This is a genomic window from Actinotignum vesiculae (assembly GCF_051267215.1).
GTDB lineage: Bacteria > Actinomycetota > Actinomycetes > Actinomycetales > Actinomycetaceae > Actinotignum > Actinotignum schaalii.
Genome location: NZ_JBOZGG010000001.1, coordinates 150,945 through 173,104, shown reverse-complemented (window position 1 = coordinate 173,104; position 22,160 = coordinate 150,945). Strand labels below are relative to the sequence as shown.

The window sequence follows — 22,160 nt, the reverse complement described above, 5'->3', positions numbered from 1 at the left end:
TCGCTCAAGCGCTACTCAAGCAAGCGCGTCGGGCGCGCGAACGCGGCGGGCGCGCAGCTCGGGCCCATTCACACAATCGGGGCGGCTGACATGGTGTCGGCCGCCCCGTTCGTTTCTCGTGCTAACTCACATAATTAGCCGAGGTACTCCGCGAGCACGCTCGGGGCCGCGGCCTCCCAGCGTTCCTTCCAATCCCCGATGGGCTCGATACCGGCCCGGCGCAGGGCACCGTGGGACAGCACCGAGAAATGCGGGCGCGGGGCGGGCCGGTTGAAAGCAGCCGCCGTCGTCTCCCCCACCATCGCGGGGTCTTTACCCAGCGTCGAGACGATTTCGCGGGTGAAATTCCACCAGTTCGTCTTCCCCGAAGATGTGCCGTGGTAGGTCCCGGAGGGAATATTCGCCTCGACCATGCAATAAATGAGATCGGCCAGGTCCACGGTCCAGGTGGGCTGCCCCACCTCATCGGTCACCACGGACAGCGCATCGCGTTCGGAGGCCAGGCGCGCCATGGTTTTCGGGAAGCAATTGCCCTGAGCGCCGTACAGCCACGCGGTCCGCACGATGTAGTAGTCCTCCGTTTCGGCACGTACCGCCCACTCTCCGGCGGCTTTGGTGCGCCCGTAGGCACCCTTGGGGTTCATAACGTCATTTTCTTCGTAGGGGTCCACGGCGTCGCCAGAAAATACGTAATCGGTGGAGACTTGCACCAGTTTCGCGCCGATCTGCGCGGTGCGCCGCGCCAGGATTTGCGGACCGGTTGCGTTAATGGTGAAGGCTGCCGCCTCCTCACTTTCGGCTTTATCCACGGCCGTATGCGCAGCAACATTAACGACGACGTCGACCTTATCGACCAGGTGCGCCACCGCGGCCGGATCGGTAATATCCAGCTCGCTCTTATCCACGGCGAGCACGTTCTGCCCCCGCTGTGCCAGCAGAGCAACGAGATCCTGGCCGAGCATTCCCCGGCTTCCGGTAACCATCCAGCGCATGGGTGTCCTTTCCTTGGTCTATACCCGCGTTATTGTACTCATTGGACCGCAGCCGCGGCAGGCTCCGGTCTGCCGCTCTTCAATCGAGTAGAAACGGCTACGTGCTGCTTGGAACTGTCCTGCGCACGCACCGGGCGCAGCAGCTCCCAGGCGAGGCGGAAGTGCAGGAATCCTGCCAGGAGGAGCGCACCAAGGCCACCCAGCGCCATGAGTTTCAACCACGTTGTTGAGATTCCTATGGCGAGCGACCAGTGCAGCGGGTCCATCCCGAAGAAAGCACCCGGGTAGCACGAACGTACCCACAGCACCATGGCATAAGCACCCAAAAGCAGGGATCCTGCTACGAGGGCGGGAAGCACAGCCGTACGCCAGGTGGGATCTTCGATCAGGTCCGCACCCCGGCCCGGAGTGGTGCTGAAGTTATCCCAGCTGCGCCCGGCCGCACCAATCGCAAAGACGAGGATGAGTCCTACCGCACCGGCGAAGAGGTAGCGCCCCTGCACCCCGCTCACAACCCCGATGCCCCGGTATTGGTTGAAGACCTGGACGAGGAGCATTCCGAGAACGAATACCGTATTGGCGGTGTACATGAGGAGACGCAGGCGTTTGCCCGGGTGGGTGATGAGGGCGCGGATCACGAGGCCGATGGACAGAAGCAGCAGGATGAAGAGGAAGAATTCGGAATATTTGATTTCGAGCCAGCCGAAACCGGACCAGAAGGATTCCACGAAGGAGGTAGCTACCCGATCTATGAAATAGACATAGTCAGTTCCGGGCTCCCCACCCGGGGTGTGGAATCCATCGGGTTGGATCACCCCGTAACGAATCACATTGCGCACCCACCAGTAACCGCCCACGAGGAGGCTGAGGGCGCCCGCGGCCAAACCTTGGATACAGCGCCTGCTCCAGGTGCCGATGCGGGGATTCGCGAGGAAGGCGAGGAAAACCACAAGGCCCATAGGGATGAAAGTTCCCTTGCTCCACAGGCCCAGTCCCAATGCGAGGCCCGCGGCGATAACCGTGCGCCAACGCCCGGAGCCGAACATGGCCGCGCTTACCGCAGCCATGGTGAGCGCTCCGGCACCGATGAAAAGGGCATCGTTCGTCACCGAGGCGGAGTTGAATGCGATCATGGGAACCGCGTATACCACCCCGGAGGCCAGCAGGGCACCGCGCCTACTCAGCCCGGTACGGCGCCCCGCGAAAATAATGCAGGGGACTAGCGGCGCGGTCAGCAGGATGGAATAGATCCGTAGCACCAGAATCTGGCGGTCCCAGGGGGCGTCCGTCATGCCGGTAGCGCGCAGCATCAGTGCCCCACCCGCGTAGTAGAGCGGCGGGTGCTGGGTCATCTGGTCCCGAATGGTCACGGTTCCTTCCGCCTGGGGTGCGGTGCGCTGCTCATGAGGCATCAGTTTCTGGCTACGGAAGCTCGCCGGGTCGGTGCCTATCCAGGCGTCGCGGCCCAGTATTGTTCGGTAAGGCAGGCTAAAGTCGGGAGATTGCGGTGCTAGCAGGCCGCTAGCTACCGCGGCATCGAATACATCCTCGTATAGGTAGGCTTCCCCGGGATCCGGCCACGTTCCCTGTTGTTCCACCCGGATAATCGAGTTGTAGTGGTGCGGTTCATCCGGGGCGCGGAAAGGCGGAGTAACAATTGCCCACAGGAGCTGCCAACATATGAACAGCACAGTGAGGAGACCCGCCACAACATAAAAACGGCGTGGGCTGAAATTATCGTGGCTGGTGAGCATTCGGTCCTCTATCTGTGGGAGTGTCCTGCGGCTTCTTCTTCGGGTCCAGCGTGGCAGCACCCGCTTTCCAAGTCTAACGTCCACATGAGCATAACAAGGCGGTATCGTTGTACCAGTATGTCGCCGAGCCGAGGATAGAGGAAGCATTATGGAGATTCGGGAATTAGCGATTGCGGGCGCATGGGAAATCACCACCAAGCATTTCCCCGATGAACGCGGTATTTTCTTAGAAGCCTACAAATCCTCTGTTTTTGAAGAAACAATCGGCCACCGTTTGGATGTGCGCCAGGTGAATACCTCGGTATCGAAGGCCGGTACCGTCCGCGGTATCCATTTCGCCGATGTGCCGCCCAGCCAGGCGAAGTACGTCATGTGCCCGCGCGGGGCGGTTCTGGATTTCGTTATTGATATTCGGGTGGGCTCCCCCACCTTCGGGAAGTGGGATTCCGTTCTTCTCGATGATGACACCCGGAAGGCTATTTATATTTCCGAGGGGCTGGGGCACTGCTTCGTGGCTCTGGAAGATGATTCCACCGTGGTCTACCTGTGCTCGGAGCAATATGCTCCCGGGCGGGAACACGGGGTGAATCCGCTGTGCTCGCAGGTGGGCTTGGTCTTCCCGGAAACTGATCGCCAGGGTAAGAAGCTTGAGCTACTGCTCTCCCCGAAGGATACCGATGCTCCCGTCCTGGATGAGGCCGAACGCAACGGGCTCCTCCCCCGCTATGAGGATGTCCAGGATTTCCTCGCCACCCTGCGGAGCTAAACGTGAATCAGGCTGAGCTTTCTGCCCTAGCCGACCAGGTCACCGCGATTGTCATTACCTATAACCCGGCCGGGAACTGCGAAACCCGTCTCACCGCGTTGGCCTTGCAGGTGGGGCACGTGGTGGTTATTGATAACGGTTCGGAAGAATCGCGCCGGGCTGCGGTAGCGGAAAGTGCCCGCGCGGTGGGTGCCCAGTTCGTTCCACTCGCCCAAAATCTCGGTATTGCGGCAGCCACGAATATCGGTATCGAACAGGCCCGGGCTCGCGGGGCTCGTTTTGTGCTGCTCATGGATCAGGATTCCCTGGTGGGCTCGGATATGGTGGCCCGCCTGCTTGAGGTACTGGCTGGCAATCCGCAGATCGGCGCGGCCGGCCCCCTCCCCAGCGAAGAACGCGAAGGGGAGGATCAGCTGGTTTACGTTGCCCGCGAATGGGCCCCCAAACGCGCCACCGCCGCCGAGCTGGAACGCCCGGTGCTTGACGTGGCTTTCCTTATTGCCTCCGGGTGCCTCATCCGAATGGACACACTTGATGACGTGGGTGGGATGGGCACCGCCCTCTTTATTGACCACGTGGATCTGGAGTGGGGCGTACGAGCCCGGAGCCAGGGGTGGCGCCTGGTGTGCGTAACGGCCGCCCGGCTCTACCATTCCCTAGGTGACGCCGTCGTTCTTCTTCCCGGACGCACGCAACCGGTCCACGTACACGCCCCGATCCGTAATTATTACCTGGTGCGCAATACCGCCCGGGTTATTGGCAGTTCGCTGTTCCCGGGCAAGTGGCGGGTGCGCTATGCCTGGTGGCTGGGGAAATACCTGGCCTTTAACGGCTTCCTGCTGGACCGCGGGCCGGAGCGGCGCCAGCTTATGCGCCAAGGACTACGTGATGCTCGCCGCCATCGCGGTGGGCGGCGAGGAGAAATCTAAAATGAGCACCACAACCGCACAGGCCCCGCCACGTATGCACGCACGACTCTTTAACGGACGCGCCTTCATTACCGCTTTCTTGCTTTTCCTCATGTATACGATGGGGATGAGTCTGCTCACGCCGCTGCAGGGTTCCCCGGATGAGCCAGCGCATGAGATTTACGGCTACGAGGTAGTGACAGGGAATCTACCGATTACCTCGAAAACTGTGATGGCCCCTGCGTATTTGCGTGCGGGAGCTCCGGATTGCTGGCGTTTTGAGATCCTCGAAACTGCATTTTGTTCGCCGGAGGTTACCGCGGATAACACCCTTATCGAAACCACAACCAGCGCCGATAATTATCCACCGCTCTACTACTTCCTCACGCATCAGCCCCTGAAGTATCTCAGTGGGAAAAGCGCCCTCTGGGCCATGCGCTTATGCTCTGCGGTTCTTTTTTCCGCACTTGCGGCTACCGGAGTTTCCTCCTTGGTTGCCGGCTTGCGCCACCGTTACGCACCTTTCTGGGCCCTCGGCCTGCTGACCCCGGCGTGCTTCATGTTCGCGGCGGTTTCTAATCCGCAAGCGATGGAAATCAGCGCCGCGCTCGCTATGGGAGGGTTCCTTATTCCGCTCCTCACGCACCCCTCCGCTCGAGAAGCGCGATGGCGGTGGATTTTCGGAGGATGTGCCGCTCTGCTCGTTATTCTTTCCCGGCCGGTCGGCCCGTACTGGGCCATCGGAATCTGCCTGCTCCTCGCGGGCATCGTGGGATGGCGCGATATTCTTCAACACCTGAAAAACATCGGTTTCTGGATTTTCCTTGCGATTTGCGCAGGCGGTTCCGGAATCTGGATGTGGTGGTCCCGTATCGGTGATACCTACGGACCCGAACCGACCATTCTCATTAACGACGGCTGGGCGGCGCTTACCGGGCGTATGGGCCTTTTCATCCCCTACTACATGAGGGAGACCATCGGCACAGCCGGATGGCGCAGCGTGACCAGTTCCGTTCCCATCGCGGTGCTCTACTGGATGGTCATCTTTGCGGTGATTGGCGGGGCGTTCTGGTACGGCCGGCTCCATCAGCGCATAACTATCGTGCTCGCGCTTCTCTACCTGCCCTTCAGCGCTGTTCTCATGAATACGCTTGTTTTGGACTTCACGACCTACCCGATCTGGCAGGGGCGCTACGCCCTTCCCTTTTTCTTCCCCTTCTTGTGGATATGCGTAACACTTCTCGTGGTTCGGGGAGGCTTGCCCACGCATATCCAGCGCTGGGGCGGGCGCGGTATCGCCGCGCTTTTCGCTTTGGCAACAGTTGATTTGGCGGTGCGGATGGCCTGGCGTTTCTATACCGGGATGGCAACCCAACCGGTCACGGATATTTTCGCGAGTACACCGCCCCGGGCTTTGCTTGGGATGGGGCTTGCTTGCGCAGCTGCCCTTCTTAGCTGCGCCCTAACCTGGGTGGCATCCACGCCAAGAAAATTCGCTTCTCCAGCTGTTCCGAGTAATATCAGCGAGTAGTTTTATTCAGCATAAACACGTTAACGAGGTGATCATGGGCGGCAACGCTGCTGAGGCGCGTTCCATCGATTTTTCTCAGGATCGGCGGCGAGTACTCCACGGGAAAATGTTCTTGGTGGCCTTCGCCGGTTTCTTTATCTATGCAATGGGGCTCAGTTTGCTCACCCCGCTCAACGGCGGCCCGGACGAAACCCAGCACGAGATTTACGGCTATGCGGTGGTGACCGGGCAGATTCCACAAACGGATATTCGTGTGGATGCTCCCGCTTTTCTGCGCCGCGGCGCACCGGATTGCTGGCGCCACGACCCGGCCGCCACCGCCTTCTGCTCGCGCATTTTCACCACGAATGACGAGCTCATCCGCCAGGGAACCTCCGCGGTTAATTACCCGCCACTCTACTACTACCTCACCCACTGGCCCCTGTTGCTCGCCTCCGGGAAATATGTGCTGTGGGGTATCCGGGTGCTTTCCGCCGGGCTGTTTGCCGGGCTGGCGGCGCTGGGATACTCCTCCCTGTACGCGGGATTACGCAGCGCGGCGCTGCCCTATCTCACTATCGGCCTGCTCGCCCCGGGTTTCTATTCCCTCTCTGGTTTTTCTAATCCGCAGTCCATGGAAATCGGGGCGGCCCTGGCCCTCACCGGTTTCCTTCTCCCCCTCCTCAACCGGGTTCCCGCCCGCGAAGAACTATGGAGGTGGATTGGCGGGGGGCTGGCTGCTATCCCCCTCATTTGCGCGCGTCCGGTAGGCCCCTACTGGGCGATCCTCCTCTGTTTGCTCTTCGCTATTATTTTTGGGCGCGTGGCGGTGCGGCATTATCTGCGCACCCCCGGATTCTGGATTTTCCTTGCCCTGTGTGCCCTGGGCTGTTTAGTGTGGTTCACCTGGAACTATATTGCTACCACATACGGCCGCGCTCCCGACCCAGCCGCAAATAAAGGCGTTATCCGGATGGGCCTGCAAATTCTGGGAACCATGCCCTATTACATCCATGAAACAATCGGTACCGCAGGCTGGCGCAACGTGGAGCCGAGCAGCCCGGTCTCTGTGTGCTACGTCATTTTCTTCGCCTGCCTGCTCATTGCGGTCTACCGGGCCGGGGCGCGCCACCACCGCCGCGCGGTTATTTTCGGGGTACTGGTGCTGCCCTTCAGCGCCCTGCTCCTCAATACCGCGGTAGCTAAGCAGATTCCCCTCGTCATGTGGCAGGGGCGCTACTGGTTCCCCTTCTTCTTCCCCTTCTTGGTCGCCTGCGCGGCGGCCGTTCTGCAACACCACGATCTACACAAGACTTCAGGTCCTGTGCGCACGTCACGCCTGATCCCGGTGCTTTCTTTAGCCGGGGCGCTGCTTTTCGCCGTGACGACCATTGATTTCACGGTGCGGATGGCCTGGCGTTTTTATGTGGGCTTACGTACCCCCGTCTTCGCGGTTGTATGGACGACGCCGCCCCGCGCCATGCTGGGTCTCCTGTTGTGCGCGGGACTTTCTTGCGCGGTTGCGTATCTTGTGGTGCGCCGCTATCGCCCGCACCTGAGCGCGCTGCGCCGCGCCTGGCGCGAGTATTTGCATCCGCAAGCCTTAGCGGCGGGCCGCGCGGCGCGCGGCGATTCCGGCGAGGAGTCCGAGGCTCACGTCCGCGAGGGTCGTGAAAACACGCGAAAGTAGTACGACGACGACAACCGGCCCGCTTCCTACCGCGGTAGAAAGTACTGCGGCAAGAGCCAATTCCCGCACTCCCACCCCGGCCGGGACGAAGAACACCAGGAAACCGACGGTCCAGCCCAGCGCGTAGCCGCCGGTGGCGAGCAGGAAGGTGGGCAGCGAAGCGGCCATGCCCTGGTAGATGAGCATGAGCCAGAGTTGGGCACCCATAAGGAGCCATCCGGCCGCGGCCCATAGTGCCGCCAGGCCGGTACCCCGCCAGCTCAGCTGGGCTTCCAGCGCCCCGCGCCCCAGAATTTTCAAGCCCAGGCTAATGATCCTATTGAGGACAGGCGGGATAAGAGCCACCACGCCCACGGGAATGGCCAGGGCGAGCCAGCCGTAATCTTCCATGAGGCCGGCCGGGCCCAGCAGTAATGCGAGGACCGCCAGTACCAGGCCGGTCACGATAGAGACCACCATGGAGAGAAGCAGTGCCACGAAGGAGCGCCGCCGGGCGATGGAATGTGCCGCGCCCATTTCCGCGGCGGCCACAAAATTCCACACTCCGCCGGGCAGGTATTTCGCTACCTGGGAGGTATAAAAAATGCGCCGGGCCACCCGGGCGGGCACGGGCTGGCCCACGTCGTTGAGAAGATAGCGCCAGGAAACCATCGTGCAGGCCACGTAGAGCAGGGAGAGCGCGATTCCGGCCAGGCTCACCCACCAGGGCAGCGCCGCGAGCGCCTCCCCCACCGCTTCCCGGTTGGCCACGATTGCCCAGATCGCGGCAATAACCGCGAGGAGCATAAAGCCGGCCCGCACGGCTGGTGCTTGCAGGACGCTGAGGATTTTCTTCACCGGGGGCTCTTTTCCTTGGCGTGGTGGGTGGCCGCGCCCGTACCCAGCCTGCCCGGTACCCGGTCGAGGGCCGCGAGGAAAGGGCGTACCACGTGGGCAGGGTGGAAAGCATTATCCGCGCGCTCGCTGGCTCGGGTACGGGCCGCAGTGATGGCATCTGGATCCGCGGCAAGGCTCTCCAGCATATCGGCTAGGGCCCTCGCGTCCCCCGCGGGTACATAGCGGGCGGCGTCCCCGAGCATATCGTGCTGCGGGGCGGTATCGGAGGTGATGAGGGCCAGGCCGGCGGCCATGCCCTGGTAGGCCTTATTGGGAACCACGCGCTGGGCCTTATCCGAAGTCCCGAAGATGCCTAAGCAGAGGTCATGGCCGGCGATTTCGCGCGGTAGCTCGACGGCGTCGACCCAATCCCGCCACGTTACCCGCACGTGGGTGCCTTCGCCTTCCAGAATCGCGCGCGCTTCGGCGTAATCTTGACCGGTGCCGATGAGGGTGACCTCGAGGTCCACGCCGCGTTCCTCGAGGAGACGCAGGGCGCGCGCAATCGTGACGGCGCCCTGGAGCGGGGTGAAAAGACCGTAGAACACCACGCGGGGCGGGGTGTGGACGGGATGCGGGCTGCGGGCCGCGAAGAAGCTTTCGGGCGAGCCCACGGGCACGACGACGCCGCGAGCGCGCAGGCTTTCGGGCATCTGCGCGAGGTGCGCGGGGGTATCCAGGACCGTGATGGTGGAGGCACGGATGGCGGCGCTATCCAGGGTCCGCAGCAGGCGGTCTTTGATACCGGTGTTGAGGCCGCGGTCGGTGGCGGTGGTGGAGGCGAAAATGAGGTGGTCGAGCACGATGGGGGTGCGCGGGAAGAGGAGGCGGGCCAGGAGCACATCGAAGTGGCCGAGATAGCCCACCACGATAACGTCCGGGGCGTGCGGGCCGCGGAAGCGCCGGGAAGCGCGCACCAGATGCCACCAGTGCCGGGCAATATCCGCTCCGAAGGAAAGCGCCCCGCGCGCGCTGGCGAGGGCCGCTACCCGGCCGGCGGTGCCGGTATCGAGGGGAATATTGAGTTCGCGTACCGTGTGGCCGTGCTCGGCCAGCCCGCGTAGCAGCACCCCTACCCGGGGGTGGTTCGCGGTGTTGTAGGTGCCAAAGCCGAGGATTCTCACCGGGCGGCTCCCCCGTTCGCGGCGCTATCCGGTGACTCAGAATGCTCCGCTTCGGGAACGTCAAGGGCATTGGGGGCTTGGTCGATGCTCGCGGCAGCAGCGAGCGGGCGCGGCGGGCCGAAGCGTAGGGCTTTGATGCCTTCTAGTTGCTGTTCGAGGAGGACGCGGTTGGTTTTGAGGAGGTCGGCGATGATGAGGATGGTGATGGAGATAATCGAGGCCACGATCATGGCCGAGCCGAAAATAAGGGATTGGATATGGCCGGCGCCCTGCCCCATGAAGTAGAAGATGAGGAAGCGAATAAAGGGGATGGCGCCCAGGATCCCGGTGATCGCGGCTGTCCAGCCCAGGGGTACATGGGGTTTGAACATGAGGTAGGAACGCACAATCGCGGTCCCGGATTTGAACATGTGCTGGAAAATATTGGAGAACAGGCGTGATTCGCGGGTTTTTGGGTTGGTGGTGATGGGCACGGAGTCGATACGCAAGCGCTTATTTCCGGCTTGGATAATGGTTTCCATGCAGTAGGAGAATTGGGTGACCACATTGAGGCGGTAGAGTGCGCCCTTGGAGTAGGCCCGGAAGCCGGAGGCGGCGTCCGGGAGCTTGGTGCCGGCCGCCCGATTGACCACCCGGGAACCCACATTCTGCATGAGCTTCTTGAAGCGGGAGAAGTGCGCGATTTTTGAGGTTTGGCGGTCGGCAATCACGATATCGGCACGCCCGGCCACGATGGGAGCTACCAGTTCCGGGATGGCTTCCTGGGGGTACTGGTTATCGCCGTCGGTATTCACCACAATATCCGCGCCGTTCGCGAGTGCGTATTCCACCCCGTCCCGGAAGGAGCGGGCCAGGCCCTGGTTGCGGGCGTGGCGCACGAAGTGTTTCACTCCGTATGATTTCGCGACCTCAACGGTGGCATCGGTGGAGCCGTCATCAATAATGAGGATCTCAATACTATCGATGCCCGGAATTTCCTTAGGGATGGATTCCAGCACCAGGGGCAAGGTCTTTTCCTCATTCAAACACGGAACCTGTACGAATAGTTTCATTCTGCTCCCCCGGCAGTAATCCTGCGCTCACCCGCATAAACTTCGGGGAACGCTTTGACATATCCGGTGGTCATACCATCGGATTTCGTGGTGAAGAGGGCAACGCTGTCGCGGCGTTCCACCTCAATATCTGCGCTGTTAACCACGGCAATATCAACAAGATAATCCCCTTCCCCGATCTGGAAATGGGGAAGTTTCACTTCTAGCCGCTGCCGCGTTGTCACATCCGGTAATGGTAATTGCAGGCGTTTACTGGACATCCCGAATACATGAGTGCGGTCATCCATCGTCACCACATCGAGCTTAATGCCGTAGTCGCGGAGCGGTTCATGGGCAACTATATCGAAGGTGATGCACATGGTATCCCCGGAAATATGCACGAAGAGCCCATCCGGAGTGGTTTGAATACCTTCGGTAATTCGAGCATTGTCAATACTGCACGGGTGGGTATCCACCGCGGTGAGCACCCCGCCGTTCTTTTCCGCGAGTTCGGCAAGCATTTGTTCCTGGTAGCCCTGGTGGAGGCGAGACATCGCATCGCGCACATCCCCCACCATAACCATGGCGCCCTTATCCAGAACGACGGCGCGATCGCACACTTCAATCACTTGCGCCGCTGAATGTGACACCAGGATAATAGAGCGCCCTTCGCGCTGGAATTGGCGAATTTTCTCCATGCATTTCTTCTGGAAAGGCTCATCACCCACCGCGAGCACTTCATCCACGAGCAGGATATCCGGGTCGGAATGCACTGCCACCGCGAAAGCGAGGCGCACGTACATCCCGGAGGAATAGAACTTCACCTGGGTGTGGATGAAATCCCGGATCCCGGAAAACTCAATAATGGAATCAAGCTGGGCGTCGATCTCCGCTTCGGACAGGCCCAGGATAGAAGCGTTGAGATAAATATTTTCCATCCCGGTGAGATCCGGGTGGAATCCGGCACCTAATTCGAGAAGCGCGGCCATGCGCCCGCGGGTGCGCACCTGCCCGGCATCGGGGGTGAGGATCCCACCGATCACTTTGAGGAGGGTGGATTTACCCGAACCGTTCGCCCCCACCAGACCCACCGATTCCCCGGCGGCCACGTTGAAGGACACGTTCTTGAGCGCCCAGTATTCTTCCGCGTGGGTGCGCGAACGAGCCGCATTGACCAGGCGCTCCTTGAGGGATTTATCTTTGTGGACGATGAATTTCTTCGAAACTCCATCAACTTGAATGACGTCGGGACGTGACATGAGAATCCTTGCCTCGCCTTTCTTTTAGAGTTCCTGCGCGAAATTGCGTTGCATACGGGCAAAGTAGCGCTGCGCGAGCCAGAGAAGCACCATCCCGATGATAAGGAAAATCCCCAGGCGGGTGAGCAGATGAGAGGGCAGCAGGGCATCCTGCCCGGCCGCCCAGAAGGAATGCTGGAAGCCCATAACCGCCACCGAGGTGGGGTTGAGGAGATAGAGGTTAATCATCCAGCTGGGAGCCGCCCCGGCGATCATCGCGAAAGAGTAGACGGAAGGGGTGAGCCAGAATCCGATGAGGAGAATGACTTCCACAAGGTATTGCACATCCCGCAGATAAACATTCGCGGCGGAAAGGAACAGCCCGAAGGCCACCGCCCACACCACCACCACGGCCAGGGAGATGGGGAAGTAGATGAGGGCGCTTCCCCACGGCACCCCACGAATAATGAGGGCCCCGCATACCAAAATCGCCAGCTGGGAGAGGAAGTCCACAAAAGCCGCACCGGCCGCGGAGAGCGGGAAGATTTCACGCGGAAGATAGACCTTCTTGACAATCCCGGAATTACTCACGATCGCCCCGGTGGAAGCCGCCACGATCTGAGAGAAAAGCCCCCAAGCGGTCAGCCCCGCAAAAACATAGATGGCGAAATCGGGGATGGCACGTTCGGCGCCCAGCACCTTGCCGATGGCGAAGTAGTAGATGAGCAGGTTGATGAGGGGCCGCACCAAAGTCCAGACGTACCCGAGCACCGAATCCTTGTAGCGTGCTTTGAGCTCGCGCCGGGTGAGCAAGCCCAGGAGGTGGCGATGGTCGAAAATATCGCGGACGGAAGCCCGCCAGCCGCTAAAGAACCCGGTGTCAATAGCCACGCGCGTGAGATCTTGGCTGGCGAGTTTCTCGAAGCGTGCTTGTGCTTCGGGGCTCACCTCGCGTTCGCGCTCTGCTGCCATACCCGACCTTTCCTGCCGGCATGCGCGCTAATGGCTCCCCACCCGGGTGAGCCGTGCGCATGCACCTATCTGTCTCATATTACCCAGGTGGGCGCCGGACCGCGCGCACAGCCGCGCACCGTCAGCGCCACCTGTCATCGCCTTGTACGATAGAGAAAGTAAGTTTCACCCGGGAGCCGCCGCGGCTACGTGAGCCGCGCTTGATCCCCGCGGAGGATGATAGGCAGTCATGAGTGTTTGTGTTCTTGTTCCCGCCGGAGCCGGGCCCGCTTTAGCGCGGGCCCTCCCCTACCGTGTTGCGGAGCTCATTCCGGGCCGGCCCGCACCCTACGCGGATCTCACGGCGGGAGAAACGATCACCGCGGTAGTGACCGCTCCCGGTGCTGTCACGAAAACTGCCCTCGCGCAGCTCCTGAGCACCCCGGGACGCAATACCGCGTGGTGCGCGGCTGCGGAAACCCCCGCGTCCCGAAATGTCCTCGCGGTTCCCGCCCCGGTCTACACTTTCGATTCGCGGGCACTCCACCTGTGCGGCGGCCTCGATACCGCCTTCTCGCTTCCGGCCCTGGCCGTGGATGCCCAGTGGCGCCTGAGCGCCGCCGGAGTACCGGGTGAGCAGCGCACCACCGCGCTCCTCGAAGCCGGCACCCCCGATCTGAATACCACCGATTACCTGCGCATCCTCACGAAGAATCTTTCCCCGGCCTACCAGCTAGAATTCCTCGCCCCGCTGTTCACCGCGCTTATCGATCACCCGATCCGCAGCTCCGGGGTGGATACCGCGGCCTTGGATCTTGCCCGCCGCCCCGGAAACGACGACGTCCCCTCCCTCCCCGTCCCCTCCACCACTTTCAGCGGTGCCCAGGTGGTACGCGACTGGAGCGCTTCCCTGGCCGGCCTGGAAGACCGGCACGCAGCGGCCACCGCCGCCGCCCGCATCCCGGATCGCCGTCTGCCCCATATGGCCGATTTCCTAGACCGGGTCTGGGCCAGCGCCGGTATTCCCGCCGCCGAACGGGACTTCCTAGAAACCGCTTTCGCTGATGTGCGCCGCGATGATGAGCCGAGGATCGCTTTCGCGGTGGCGGCTTCCGATACCGCGGCCCGCGCCCGTTTCGAGCAGATTGCCGGCGCTCTTCCCGAGCCGCTCTACCTGTGGGATCCGGAAAGCAAAGAGCTGAGCGAGCGCAGCGCCGATCCCACCGCACCGTTCCGAGCGGCGCGCCGCGATATGGCCAGCGCCGTCGAAACAATTGCCGTGACCTATATTCTCAATCTCCCGGCCCGCGCCGTTCCCTGGAGCGGAACCCACGGGGTGGTCATTGCCGATGTCACCACCGCGAATCTCACCGCGATGGTCCGCACCGATTGGGTGGGGGTGACCGGCACGGAAAGCGTGGGCGCGAACGCCAGCGTCCTCAACGAAACGCTTAGCGTTGCGGACCGCGTGATCACCGCGGATACTGCCCAGCGTGATTTTGTGCTCGGGGCCCTGTCCGGGAACTATCGTTTGGATCAGAATACGTACGACGACGATCACTCTCTCACCAGCCTCGTCGCCCAGGAAAACGGCGGTATTGCAGCGGCCCTCGCCGCGCTACGCTCCCCCATCCACGCCTATGAACGGGTGGAAACCACCCAGCTGTACGAGGAGCCCGGCAAGCCCGGTGCCCGCAAGCATCCCCACCTGCGCCGCGCGCTGCGCGGCCTGGCCAGCACTCTCAAGGGAGAACGCAAGTGACCTCTGTTTCCGTTATTCTTGTCAATTTCCGCGGGGCGAAAGATACGATTGCCGCCGCGCACTACCTGCGTGAATGTGATTGGCCCGCGCAGGATCTGGAGATCGTCGTCGTCGATAATAATTCCGGGGATGGTTCTTACGAGCGCCTGCGCGCCGAACTGCCCGACTGCCAGGTGCTGCAATCAGGCGCCAACCTGGGCTTCACCGGGGGCTGCAATTTCGGGGTGGAGCATTCGCACGGAGATATTGTGGCGTTCCTCAATAATGATGCCCGGCCCGGTAAGACGTGGATTCGCGCCGCGGTAGAGGCGATTGAGGCAGACCCGAAGGTGGGCTGCGTGGCCTCCAAGGTGCTCACCTGGGAAGGCGACAAAATCGATTTCGTCGATTCCTCGATGACGTGGTTCGGGATGGGCTACAAGCGCGAGGCCGAACGGGAAGACACCGGCGCCTGGGATACCCCGAAGAATGTGCTCTTCCCCACCGGGGCCGCCATGTTCGTGCCGCGCCGTGTTTTCGAAGAACTGGGCGGTTTCGATGACCGCTACTTCATGTTCTACGAGGATGCTGATTTCGGCTGGCGCGCCAACCTGGCCGGATACGATGTGCGCTACGTGCCCGAGTCGGTGGCCTACCACCGCCACCACGTCACCATGAAGAAGTTCGGGAATTTCCGGGAAACGTATTTCCTGGAACGCAATGCGCTAGCCTGCCTGTACAAGAATCTCGGCGATGACCTGCTCCGCACGGTTTTCGCACCCGCCCTCGCTTTTGCCCTGGAGCGCAGCGCGGAACGCAGCGAAGTGGAGGAGCGTCGCGGCCCGGATTCCTACCGTGCCGCGCAGGGCACCATCACGAAGATGGCGGCCACCGCGCCTTACGCGGTCTCGTATTTCCGCGATATTTTGCCCTCCCTCGTGGAATCACGCCGGGAGATCCAGGCCGGGCGCAAGAAATCCGATGCGGAGATTATCACCCTCATGCGTAATGCCATGGAGCCGGCCTATCCGCTGCCGCGCTACCTGGACCTCCACGAGGCACTGGCGCGGTTCTTCGGCATCGCGAAGCGTTTTTCCGGGCAGGCGAAGGTGCTGGTGGTGACCGGTGAACCCATCGGTGAAAAAATGGCCGGGCCGGCTATCCGGGCCTGGGAGATGTGCACCCGCCTGGCGCTCGAACACCCGGTGCGGCTGTGTTCCACGGCCGGTGTTGGCAAGGTAGCCCCTCAGGCTTTTGAGATCCACAATGGCGATACCGATACCCTGCGCGCCTGCACCGATTGGGCGGATGTCATTATTTTCCAGGGCTTCCTGCTGGAAAGCGCCCCGTGGCTCATGAGTTCGGAAAAAATCATCGTGGCCGATATTTACGATCCCATGCACCTCGAGCAGCTCGAGCAGGCCCGCGACCAGGGCCCGGAGGGCCGCGAACGCTCCATTACCGGGGTGACCGGAGTGCTCAACCGGCAGCTGGCCCGCGCCGATAAATTCCTGTGCGCCTCGGATAAGCAGCGCAATTTCTGGCTCGGGCAGCTGGCGAGCATGGGCCGCATCAACCGCAACGTCCTCCCCGACGGCGCGGATGTGCGCAGCCTCATCGATATTGCGCCCTTCGGCCTGGGCGAAGAAGCGCCCCGCCAAACCGAGCACGCCATCCGCGGGAAGGTTCCCGGCATCGGCATGGATGACAAGGTGATCCTGTGGGGCGGCGGGGTCTATAACTGGTTCGACCCGCTCTCCCTCATCCGCGCGGTCGCCCAGCTTTCCCGCACCCACCCGGATGTGCGCCTCTACTTCCTGGGGATGAAACACCCGAATCCCGGGGTGCCGGCCATGCGGGTCGCCTCCGAGGCGGTGGCCCTGGCCGATGAGCTGGAGCTCACCAACCGCTTTGTATTCTTCAACCACGACTGGGTCCCCTACCACGAACGCCAGAACTACCTGCTGGACGCAAACGTGGGGGTCTCCACCCATTTCGAGCACGTGGAAACCCAGTTCTCCTTCCGCACCCGCATCCTCGATTACCTGTGGGCGGAGCTGCCGATCGTGGCGACCAGCGGGGATTCCTTCGGGAACGCCCTCGATAGCGAAGGCATCGGCATCTCGGTACCCCCGCGCGATGTGGAGGCCCTGGCCGCCGCACTCGAAACACTGTTATACGACGACGCCGCAGCGGCCCGCGCGCGTGCGAATATTGCCGGTTTCGCCCAGCAGTTCCACTGGGATCGGGCGCTGGCCCCGCTGCTGGAGTTCTGCCGGCACCCGCGCCGGGCCGCGGATCTGGCTTTCCGCGCTGGCGACGATGTGCCGGGAACCATGCTCGGCTTTATCGATCCCGGTTTCAACCCGGTGCGCGATCTCAAACTCGTGGTGGATTACCTGCGCACCGGCGGCCCGAAGGTGCTGGCCTCCAAGGTGAAGTCCCGGCTGCGCAAGTACATCTAGGACGCCTCGTGCACCTGCGGCAGGTGCACAGATGCCCGCGGACGCTCGTTGCGTTCCGCGGGCATCTTCGTATTCATGCCGCTGAATTGTGGGCAAGCTGCTACGTTGCGGCGCTGCACTGCCACAATGCGCTGCTGCGCCGCCCTACGTTGCCGAGGGAATAATGAGGGCGTAGCCGTACATACAGGCGGTCACAATCGCCAGGCCCCAGGTTACGGAATGGCGCAGCTTAATCCAGGCAGCAGCCGCGCAGAAGAGCGGGATAAGAACCATCCCGTAGCGATGCTGCATAAAGGTGAGGGAGCCGGCGAGGATATTGAAACCGAGCACCACCCCCGGCGCGATACCGAGGAAGGACACCGCGGCAGCCTGGCAGAAACGCTGCTCCACAGTGGAGTGGCGTTCCAGAATCCATGCCACGCTCACGATGGCGGTAATTCCCAGCCAGAGCGCCACGCTCGCGAAAGGTGACTTCGGGTATTGCTCGGCTGTCCCACCAATCCCGGCGAAAACAATTTGCAACGCATCATCGGTCATATAGGGCAACTGGCGCAGATCGAGCACCCCGGTTGGATCCACCACAATATCCGGGCGTGCCACCGTAATGAAGGGGCGAATCACCAACCAGGCCCCGCCCGCTACTGCGGACACCAGCCCGAGGGAGCCAATTTCCCACCAGCGCGGTAACGTGGCGGGCTCAGTGGCAGCTTTCTTACCCCAGCCGTTTCCGGGCCGCATCCGGTACCACACCAGGAATATAAGGGCCGCCACCACCGCGAAAATATTTTGCATTTTCACCACGCAGGCCACCGCGGCAATAAGGAGGAGCCAGCCGAGTGACCATTGCCGGCGCGCGTAGAAAATACTCCCGAAAAGAATGAGGGTGCCCACCAGGAGATTGAGCGCATCCGGGGTGATATAGCAGTTTGTGGTGCGGAAGGTGGGCATGGAGGTGATGAGGAGCGGCACCGTGAGCGCCATCGCCCAGGTGGCACCAACGCGGCGCATTCCCCAGGCAAGGACCGTCATCCCCAGCACCAACCAGAGCACGCTGGTGAGGCGAGCGCTGCCCAGCAAGCCCATCCCGAGCATCATAAACGGCTTAGCCAGCCAGGCGGTGAGGAAGTAGTAGACCGGGGAATGCACCCCGGCGGTGGTGTAGCCCGCGAAGGGGAGCTTCTCATCCGGGAAATCGCCCCCGCACACTCCGATAGTTGCCGAACTGACCGGATTGGAACCGAAACCGAGGCAGGCCAGCACCTCACGGGCGTACGCATCCGTGGTCATGCCGTCACGCACCACGACCCCGCGACCGGCCTTATCAACCGCATCGAGGTACACGTATTCATCGAAGGGAGACAGGTGCGGATTGGTGATGATGAAGTGCAGGTTGAGTGCCCCGCCCAGAATCCCGAAGAACACCAGAACGGCTAACCACACCACCCAGGGGCGTCCGGCACTGATTCTGCGCAAACGCGATACCAGAGCCGCCCGATGCGTCGAGGGTTGAGAAGACGAAGCGGCCTGGGGCGCCCGGACATCTGCGTGTGTGGCTGCAACCATGGATTTCCTTGAGATGGACAACGTTTCACTTGCCGCGTTATCTTATCGCGAAGTACCACCCCTCATATAGGGCACACAGCACGGGCGTTCATTCAAGCCCGGGCTTAAATGGCCTAAAATCAAAGAATGACTTCTGAGCAAGACAGGCACCCACGTCTCGTCGTCCTCATTCCGGCCTGGAATGAAGAAGAGGCGCTGCCGGCGGTTCTCACCGAATTACGCCAGGCAGTACCGCACGCATCCCTCGTGGTCATTAACGATTGTTCCCGGGATGCCACCGCCCAGGTGGCCGCGGCCGGCGGGGCAACAGTCCTCAACCTGCCCATTAACCTCGGGGTGGGCGGGGCGATGCGCACCGGATACCTGTACGCCTGGCGCCACGGTTTTGACCGCGCCGTGCAGGTGGATGCCGATGGCCAGCACCGCCCCGAAGATATTGCCCGCCTCCTCGAAAAAATGGACGCTACCGGTGCCGATATTGTGATCGGGGCACGTTTCGCCGAACGGGGCTCCTATCGGGTGCGCGGCCCGCGCGCCTGGGCCATGCGCTTCCTCTCCCGCGTACTTTCCCGCGTGCATCACACCCGGCTCACGGATACCACCTCGGGTTTCAAGCTCACGAACCGAAAAGCCATCGGGGTACTCGCCGATGAACTCCCGGCCGAATATTTAGGCGATACCATCGAGGCTCTTATTATCGCCAGCAAAGCCGGGCTGCGCGTTACCCAGGTGGGTGTGGAGATGCGCGAACGGCAGGGCGGCACCCCCTCCCATAACCCGCTGAAAGCCGCGCGCCTGCTGCTGCGCGGTATTATCGCCATGGCGGTAGCCTCTACCCGCCCCGGCCAAAAAGATCTTGACGGAACCGAAGGAAGGCAATAACGTGCTCTACCGCCTCTTGCCGATCGCCGCGAGCATCCTCTTCCTCGTGTACCTGTTCATCCTGCTGCGCTCGCGGCGGATGAAACAAACCTACGTGTATATTTGGTTCCTTATCGGCATTGGCCTGCTCGTTATTTCGATCTGGCCCCAGGTTGTTTTCCTCGTCTCCCAAGCCCTCGGCTTCAAACGCGCCTCCAATATGATTCTGGTGATTGCGTGCGTGGTGCTGCTCATGGTGACGATCCAGCTGTCCACCGCAGTCTCCCGCTTGGAAGAAGACCGGCGGCGTTTGGCTGAAGAAATAGCTTTACTGCGCGCGGAGCGCGCTGCGCCCCCAGCCGAGGCGTAAACTTCATGTGCATCAATACAGGAAGGACTTCCATGCGCATTCTTGTTACCGGTGGTGCCGGTTTCATCGGAGCGGCGATGTCAACATACCTCGCCGAGCATCATGAGCAGGTTATCGCTTTCGATAATCTGCACCCGCAGATCCACCCGGATCACCAGCCCACGGCCGGCTTCGATAAGCGCGTGGAGCTCTACGAGGCCGATGTGACCGACCCGGCCGCCTGGGATACCCTGCTGGAGCGCTTCACCCCGGATGTTGTGGTCCATTTGGCGGCGGAAACCGGAACCGGGCAGTCCCTGACCGAATCCACCCGGCACGCCTCCGTGAACGTGGTGGGCACCACCACGATGCTCGATGCCTTCGCGCGCCACCAGGTTATCCCGCAGCGCATTGTTCTTGCCTCCTCGCGCGCGGTCTACGGCGAGGGTGCCTGGCGGCACACCTCCGGCGAGCACGCCGGTGAGCTGTTCTACCCCGGTTCACGTACCGTGGCCATGTTTGAAAAAGAAGAGTGGGATTTCCCGGAAGCCGAGCCGGTGGCCATGAACGCCGCCCTGGTGGAACCGCACCCGTCCTCGGTCTACGCGGTTACCAAAATCGCCCAGGAGCAGCTCCTGCGCATGTGGGGCGATGCTTTCGGCTGCGAGATCGGGATTGTGCGCCTGCAAAACGTGTACGGCCCGGGCCAAACCCCCTCCAATCCCTACACCGGGATTATGTCCCTCTTCTGCCGGGTTGCTTACAATAAGCAGCAGATTTCCGTCTACGAAGATGGCCTTATCCGCCGCGATTTCATCATTATTGATGATGTGGCCCGCGCCCTCATTAAGATGATCGAAATTGAGAAGTGCCCGGGAGTCTCCGTGGATATCGGAGCGGGCCACTACACCACCATCCTCGAAGCAGCCCAGATTATCGCGAAGATTTACGGGGCGCTCGAACCGAAGATCACCGGCCAGTGGCGCCACGGCGACGTACGCCACGCCTGGGCGGATCCGGCCCCTGCCCGCGAGCTCCTCGGATTCGAGGCCGAGGTGGACGTGGAAGAAGGCTTCACGCGCCTTGCTTCCTGGATTAACACCCAGACCCAGTATCTCTAAACCCGATAACCGCAGCGCGGCGTGCGGCGACGACCCGGCACCAGCGGCGTCGTCCCCCCGCCGCGATGGGACCACGCGAAGGAACGTATGCGCACATGGCTTGACCCCCGCAATAATTCGCTGAATCTGATTCGGCTTGTTTTTGCGCTGATGGTACTTTTCCACCACGTGGGGCCGGTAACCCAGCTCGTCGGGGAATTCGAGATCACGCCCGGCGAATCTGTGGGTGCCTGGGCTGTTTTCGGTTTCTTTATGATTTCCGGGTATCTCATCACCGCGGCGCGGCTGCGTTCGGATGTGGGGCGCTACCTCAAGAACCGCGTGGTCCGGATTTTCCCGGCCTTCCTGTTTATCAATGTGGTGACGGCGTTCCTCCTCGCGCCCTTCGTCTACATCCTTGACCACGGCACCCTGGATGGCTACCTCACCACCGGCCCCACGCCGATCAGCTATATCCTGGGCAATTTCTTCCTCTACATGAACCAGTGGGGCATCGCGGATACCCTCCACAATGTTCCCTACCCCATTGCCTGGAACGGCTCGCTGTGGTCCCTCTACTACGAGTTCGTGTGCTACCTCATTGTGGGCGCGCTGCTCACCATCCCCTTCTTCAAGCGGCATATCTGGCCCACGGCCGTGATTTTCCTGGGCACCTGCGCGCTGCGGGTCTTCCTGCCCACCGCCACGGTCTACCTGGGTACCATGAACGGCACCCTCGACCAGCTCTCGCGCCTGCTGCCTTTCTTCTTCGGTGGCTCGCTACTTTTCCTGGCTAAAGACCGCCTCAGCCTCACCACCTGGGGTGCGCTGGGAGCAACGGTTGCGGCCGTGGCGATTATGGTGGTGGCCCCGCATTCCGGGCCACAGATTTCCGCGCCGCTCCTCACTTACGTGCTGCTGTGGATCGGGCAGACGCTCCCCTCCCCGCGCCTCTTCCAGGTCCACGATTTCAGCTACGGCATCTATATTTGGGGCTTCCCGCTCACCCAGCTGCTCACCCGCCTCGGCTTGGCCGACGCGGCGCCCTACCTGGTTTTCTGCGCGGTTCTTTTCGTGCTCACCGCCCTGGGTGCGGCATTCTCCTGGTTCCTAGTGGAACGGCCCGCCATGCGGGCTTCGCGCGGCAAAAAGAATCCCTTCGGGGAGTTGCGCGCGCCGGCGCGCTGATGCGTGCGAAGAAGCGCGCTGCGGGGCGTGCGTCGTCGTACCAAGAACGACGA

Annotated in this window: 18 protein-coding genes; 10 read left to right on the top strand and 8 right to left on the bottom strand. The window is 61.9% G+C overall.

The features are described 5' to 3' along the window. Positions 1-134: 134 nt before the first annotated feature. Both rfbD and ACRQHG_RS00715 read right to left on the bottom strand, forming a co-directional pair. The gene (rfbD, locus tag ACRQHG_RS00720) at positions 135-992 is read right to left on the bottom strand and encodes a dTDP-4-dehydrorhamnose reductase (protein ID WP_435719346.1); all 858 of its coding nucleotides are present in this window, start codon (positions 990-992) and stop codon (positions 135-137) included. 38 nt (positions 993-1,030) lie between these two features. Further along, positions 1,031-2,746 carry a DUF2142 domain-containing protein gene (locus ACRQHG_RS00715; RefSeq protein ID WP_435719345.1) on the bottom strand — a complete coding sequence of 572 codons (1,716 nt, stop codon included), beginning with the start codon at positions 2,744-2,746 and terminating at the stop codon, positions 1,031-1,033. A gap of 148 nt (positions 2,747-2,894) precedes the next feature. Here ACRQHG_RS00715 and ACRQHG_RS00710 point away from each other — a divergent pair, with 148 nt between their 5' ends. Genes ACRQHG_RS00710 through ACRQHG_RS00695 form a run of 4 tightly spaced genes read left to right on the top strand, consistent with a single transcriptional unit; the run spans position 2,895 to position 7,620 of the window. Beyond that, positions 2,895-3,512 carry a dTDP-4-dehydrorhamnose 3,5-epimerase family protein gene (locus ACRQHG_RS00710; RefSeq protein WP_435719344.1) on the top strand — a complete coding sequence of 206 codons (618 nt, stop codon included), beginning with the start codon at positions 2,895-2,897 and terminating at the stop codon, positions 3,510-3,512. Positions 3,513-3,514: 2 nt separating this feature from the next. Beyond that, complete coding sequence (locus ACRQHG_RS00705; RefSeq protein WP_435719343.1) at positions 3,515-4,441, top strand: glycosyltransferase family 2 protein; 927 nt, start codon at positions 3,515-3,517, stop codon at positions 4,439-4,441. A gap of 1 nt (position 4,442) precedes the next feature. Next, a complete protein-coding gene (locus tag ACRQHG_RS00700) occupies positions 4,443-5,951 on the top strand; it encodes a glycosyltransferase family protein (protein WP_435719342.1) in 1,509 nt (502 codons plus the stop codon). 34 nt (positions 5,952-5,985) lie between these two features. Next, a complete protein-coding gene (locus tag ACRQHG_RS00695; RefSeq protein WP_435719341.1) occupies positions 5,986-7,620 on the top strand; it encodes a glycosyltransferase family protein in 1,635 nt (544 codons plus the stop codon). Here ACRQHG_RS00695 and ACRQHG_RS00690 read toward each other — a convergent pair. From ACRQHG_RS00690 to ACRQHG_RS00670, 5 genes are read right to left on the bottom strand one after another with little or no spacing between them, the layout of a single operon-like run. Beyond that, the gene (locus tag ACRQHG_RS00690) at positions 7,534-8,457 is read right to left on the bottom strand and encodes a lysylphosphatidylglycerol synthase domain-containing protein (protein ID WP_087070509.1); all 924 of its coding nucleotides are present in this window, start codon (positions 8,455-8,457) and stop codon (positions 7,534-7,536) included. The genes ACRQHG_RS00695 and ACRQHG_RS00690 overlap by 87 nt on opposite strands. Further along, entirely contained in the window at positions 8,454-9,620 is a 1,167-nt protein-coding gene (locus tag ACRQHG_RS00685; RefSeq protein WP_435719340.1) for a glycosyltransferase family 4 protein, read from the bottom strand. The genes ACRQHG_RS00690 and ACRQHG_RS00685 overlap by 4 nt, the downstream gene beginning before the upstream one ends. After that, complete coding sequence (locus tag ACRQHG_RS00680) at positions 9,617-10,672, bottom strand: glycosyltransferase family 2 protein (protein ID WP_435719339.1); 1,056 nt, start codon at positions 10,670-10,672, stop codon at positions 9,617-9,619. The genes ACRQHG_RS00685 and ACRQHG_RS00680 overlap by 4 nt, the downstream gene beginning before the upstream one ends. Then, positions 10,669-11,910, bottom strand: coding sequence for an ABC transporter ATP-binding protein (locus tag ACRQHG_RS00675; RefSeq protein WP_435719338.1), 1,242 nt, complete (start codon positions 11,908-11,910; stop codon positions 10,669-10,671). The genes ACRQHG_RS00680 and ACRQHG_RS00675 overlap by 4 nt, the downstream gene beginning before the upstream one ends. A 24-nt stretch (positions 11,911-11,934) precedes the next feature. After that, positions 11,935-12,861: an ABC transporter permease gene (locus tag ACRQHG_RS00670; RefSeq protein ID WP_435719337.1), complete on the bottom strand. Its 927-nt coding sequence runs from the start codon at positions 12,859-12,861 to the stop codon at positions 11,935-11,937. A 229-nt stretch (positions 12,862-13,090) separates the two neighbouring features. Here ACRQHG_RS00670 and ACRQHG_RS00665 point away from each other — a divergent pair, with 229 nt between their 5' ends. After that, entirely contained in the window at positions 13,091-14,602 is a 1,512-nt protein-coding gene (locus tag ACRQHG_RS00665; protein ID WP_435719336.1) for a hypothetical protein, read from the top strand. Further along, positions 14,599-17,046: a glycosyltransferase gene (locus tag ACRQHG_RS00660; protein WP_435719335.1), complete on the top strand. Its 2,448-nt coding sequence runs from the start codon at positions 14,599-14,601 to the stop codon at positions 17,044-17,046. Before ACRQHG_RS00665 ends, ACRQHG_RS00660 begins: the two co-directional genes overlap by 4 nt. Before the next feature lie 144 nt (positions 17,047-17,190). On the opposite strand, the gene ACRQHG_RS00655 is transcribed toward ACRQHG_RS00660, so the two are convergent. Beyond that, a complete protein-coding gene (locus ACRQHG_RS00655; protein WP_435719334.1) occupies positions 17,191-18,609 on the bottom strand; it encodes a glycosyltransferase family 39 protein in 1,419 nt (472 codons plus the stop codon). Positions 18,610-18,735: 126 nt separating this feature from the next. On the opposite strand from ACRQHG_RS00655, the gene ACRQHG_RS00650 reads away from it, so the two are divergent. The 4 genes from ACRQHG_RS00650 to ACRQHG_RS00635 all read left to right on the top strand — a co-directional run bounded on the left by ACRQHG_RS00650 (position 18,736) and on the right by ACRQHG_RS00635 (position 22,107). After that, entirely contained in the window at positions 18,736-19,491 is a 756-nt protein-coding gene (locus ACRQHG_RS00650) for a glycosyltransferase family 2 protein (protein ID WP_284889314.1), read from the top strand. Continuing rightward, a complete protein-coding gene (locus ACRQHG_RS00645; RefSeq protein WP_234984475.1) occupies positions 19,466-19,840 on the top strand; it encodes a DUF2304 domain-containing protein in 375 nt (124 codons plus the stop codon). The genes ACRQHG_RS00650 and ACRQHG_RS00645 overlap by 26 nt, the downstream gene beginning before the upstream one ends. 32 nt (positions 19,841-19,872) lie before the next feature. Next, positions 19,873-20,940, top strand: a complete 1,068-nt coding sequence (locus ACRQHG_RS00640; RefSeq protein ID WP_435719333.1) for an NAD-dependent epimerase/dehydratase family protein — start codon at positions 19,873-19,875, stop codon at positions 20,938-20,940. Between the two features lie 87 nt (positions 20,941-21,027). Further along, the gene (locus ACRQHG_RS00635) at positions 21,028-22,107 is read left to right on the top strand and encodes an acyltransferase family protein (RefSeq protein ID WP_087070498.1); all 1,080 of its coding nucleotides are present in this window, start codon (positions 21,028-21,030) and stop codon (positions 22,105-22,107) included. Positions 22,108-22,160: the final 53 nt, after the last annotated feature.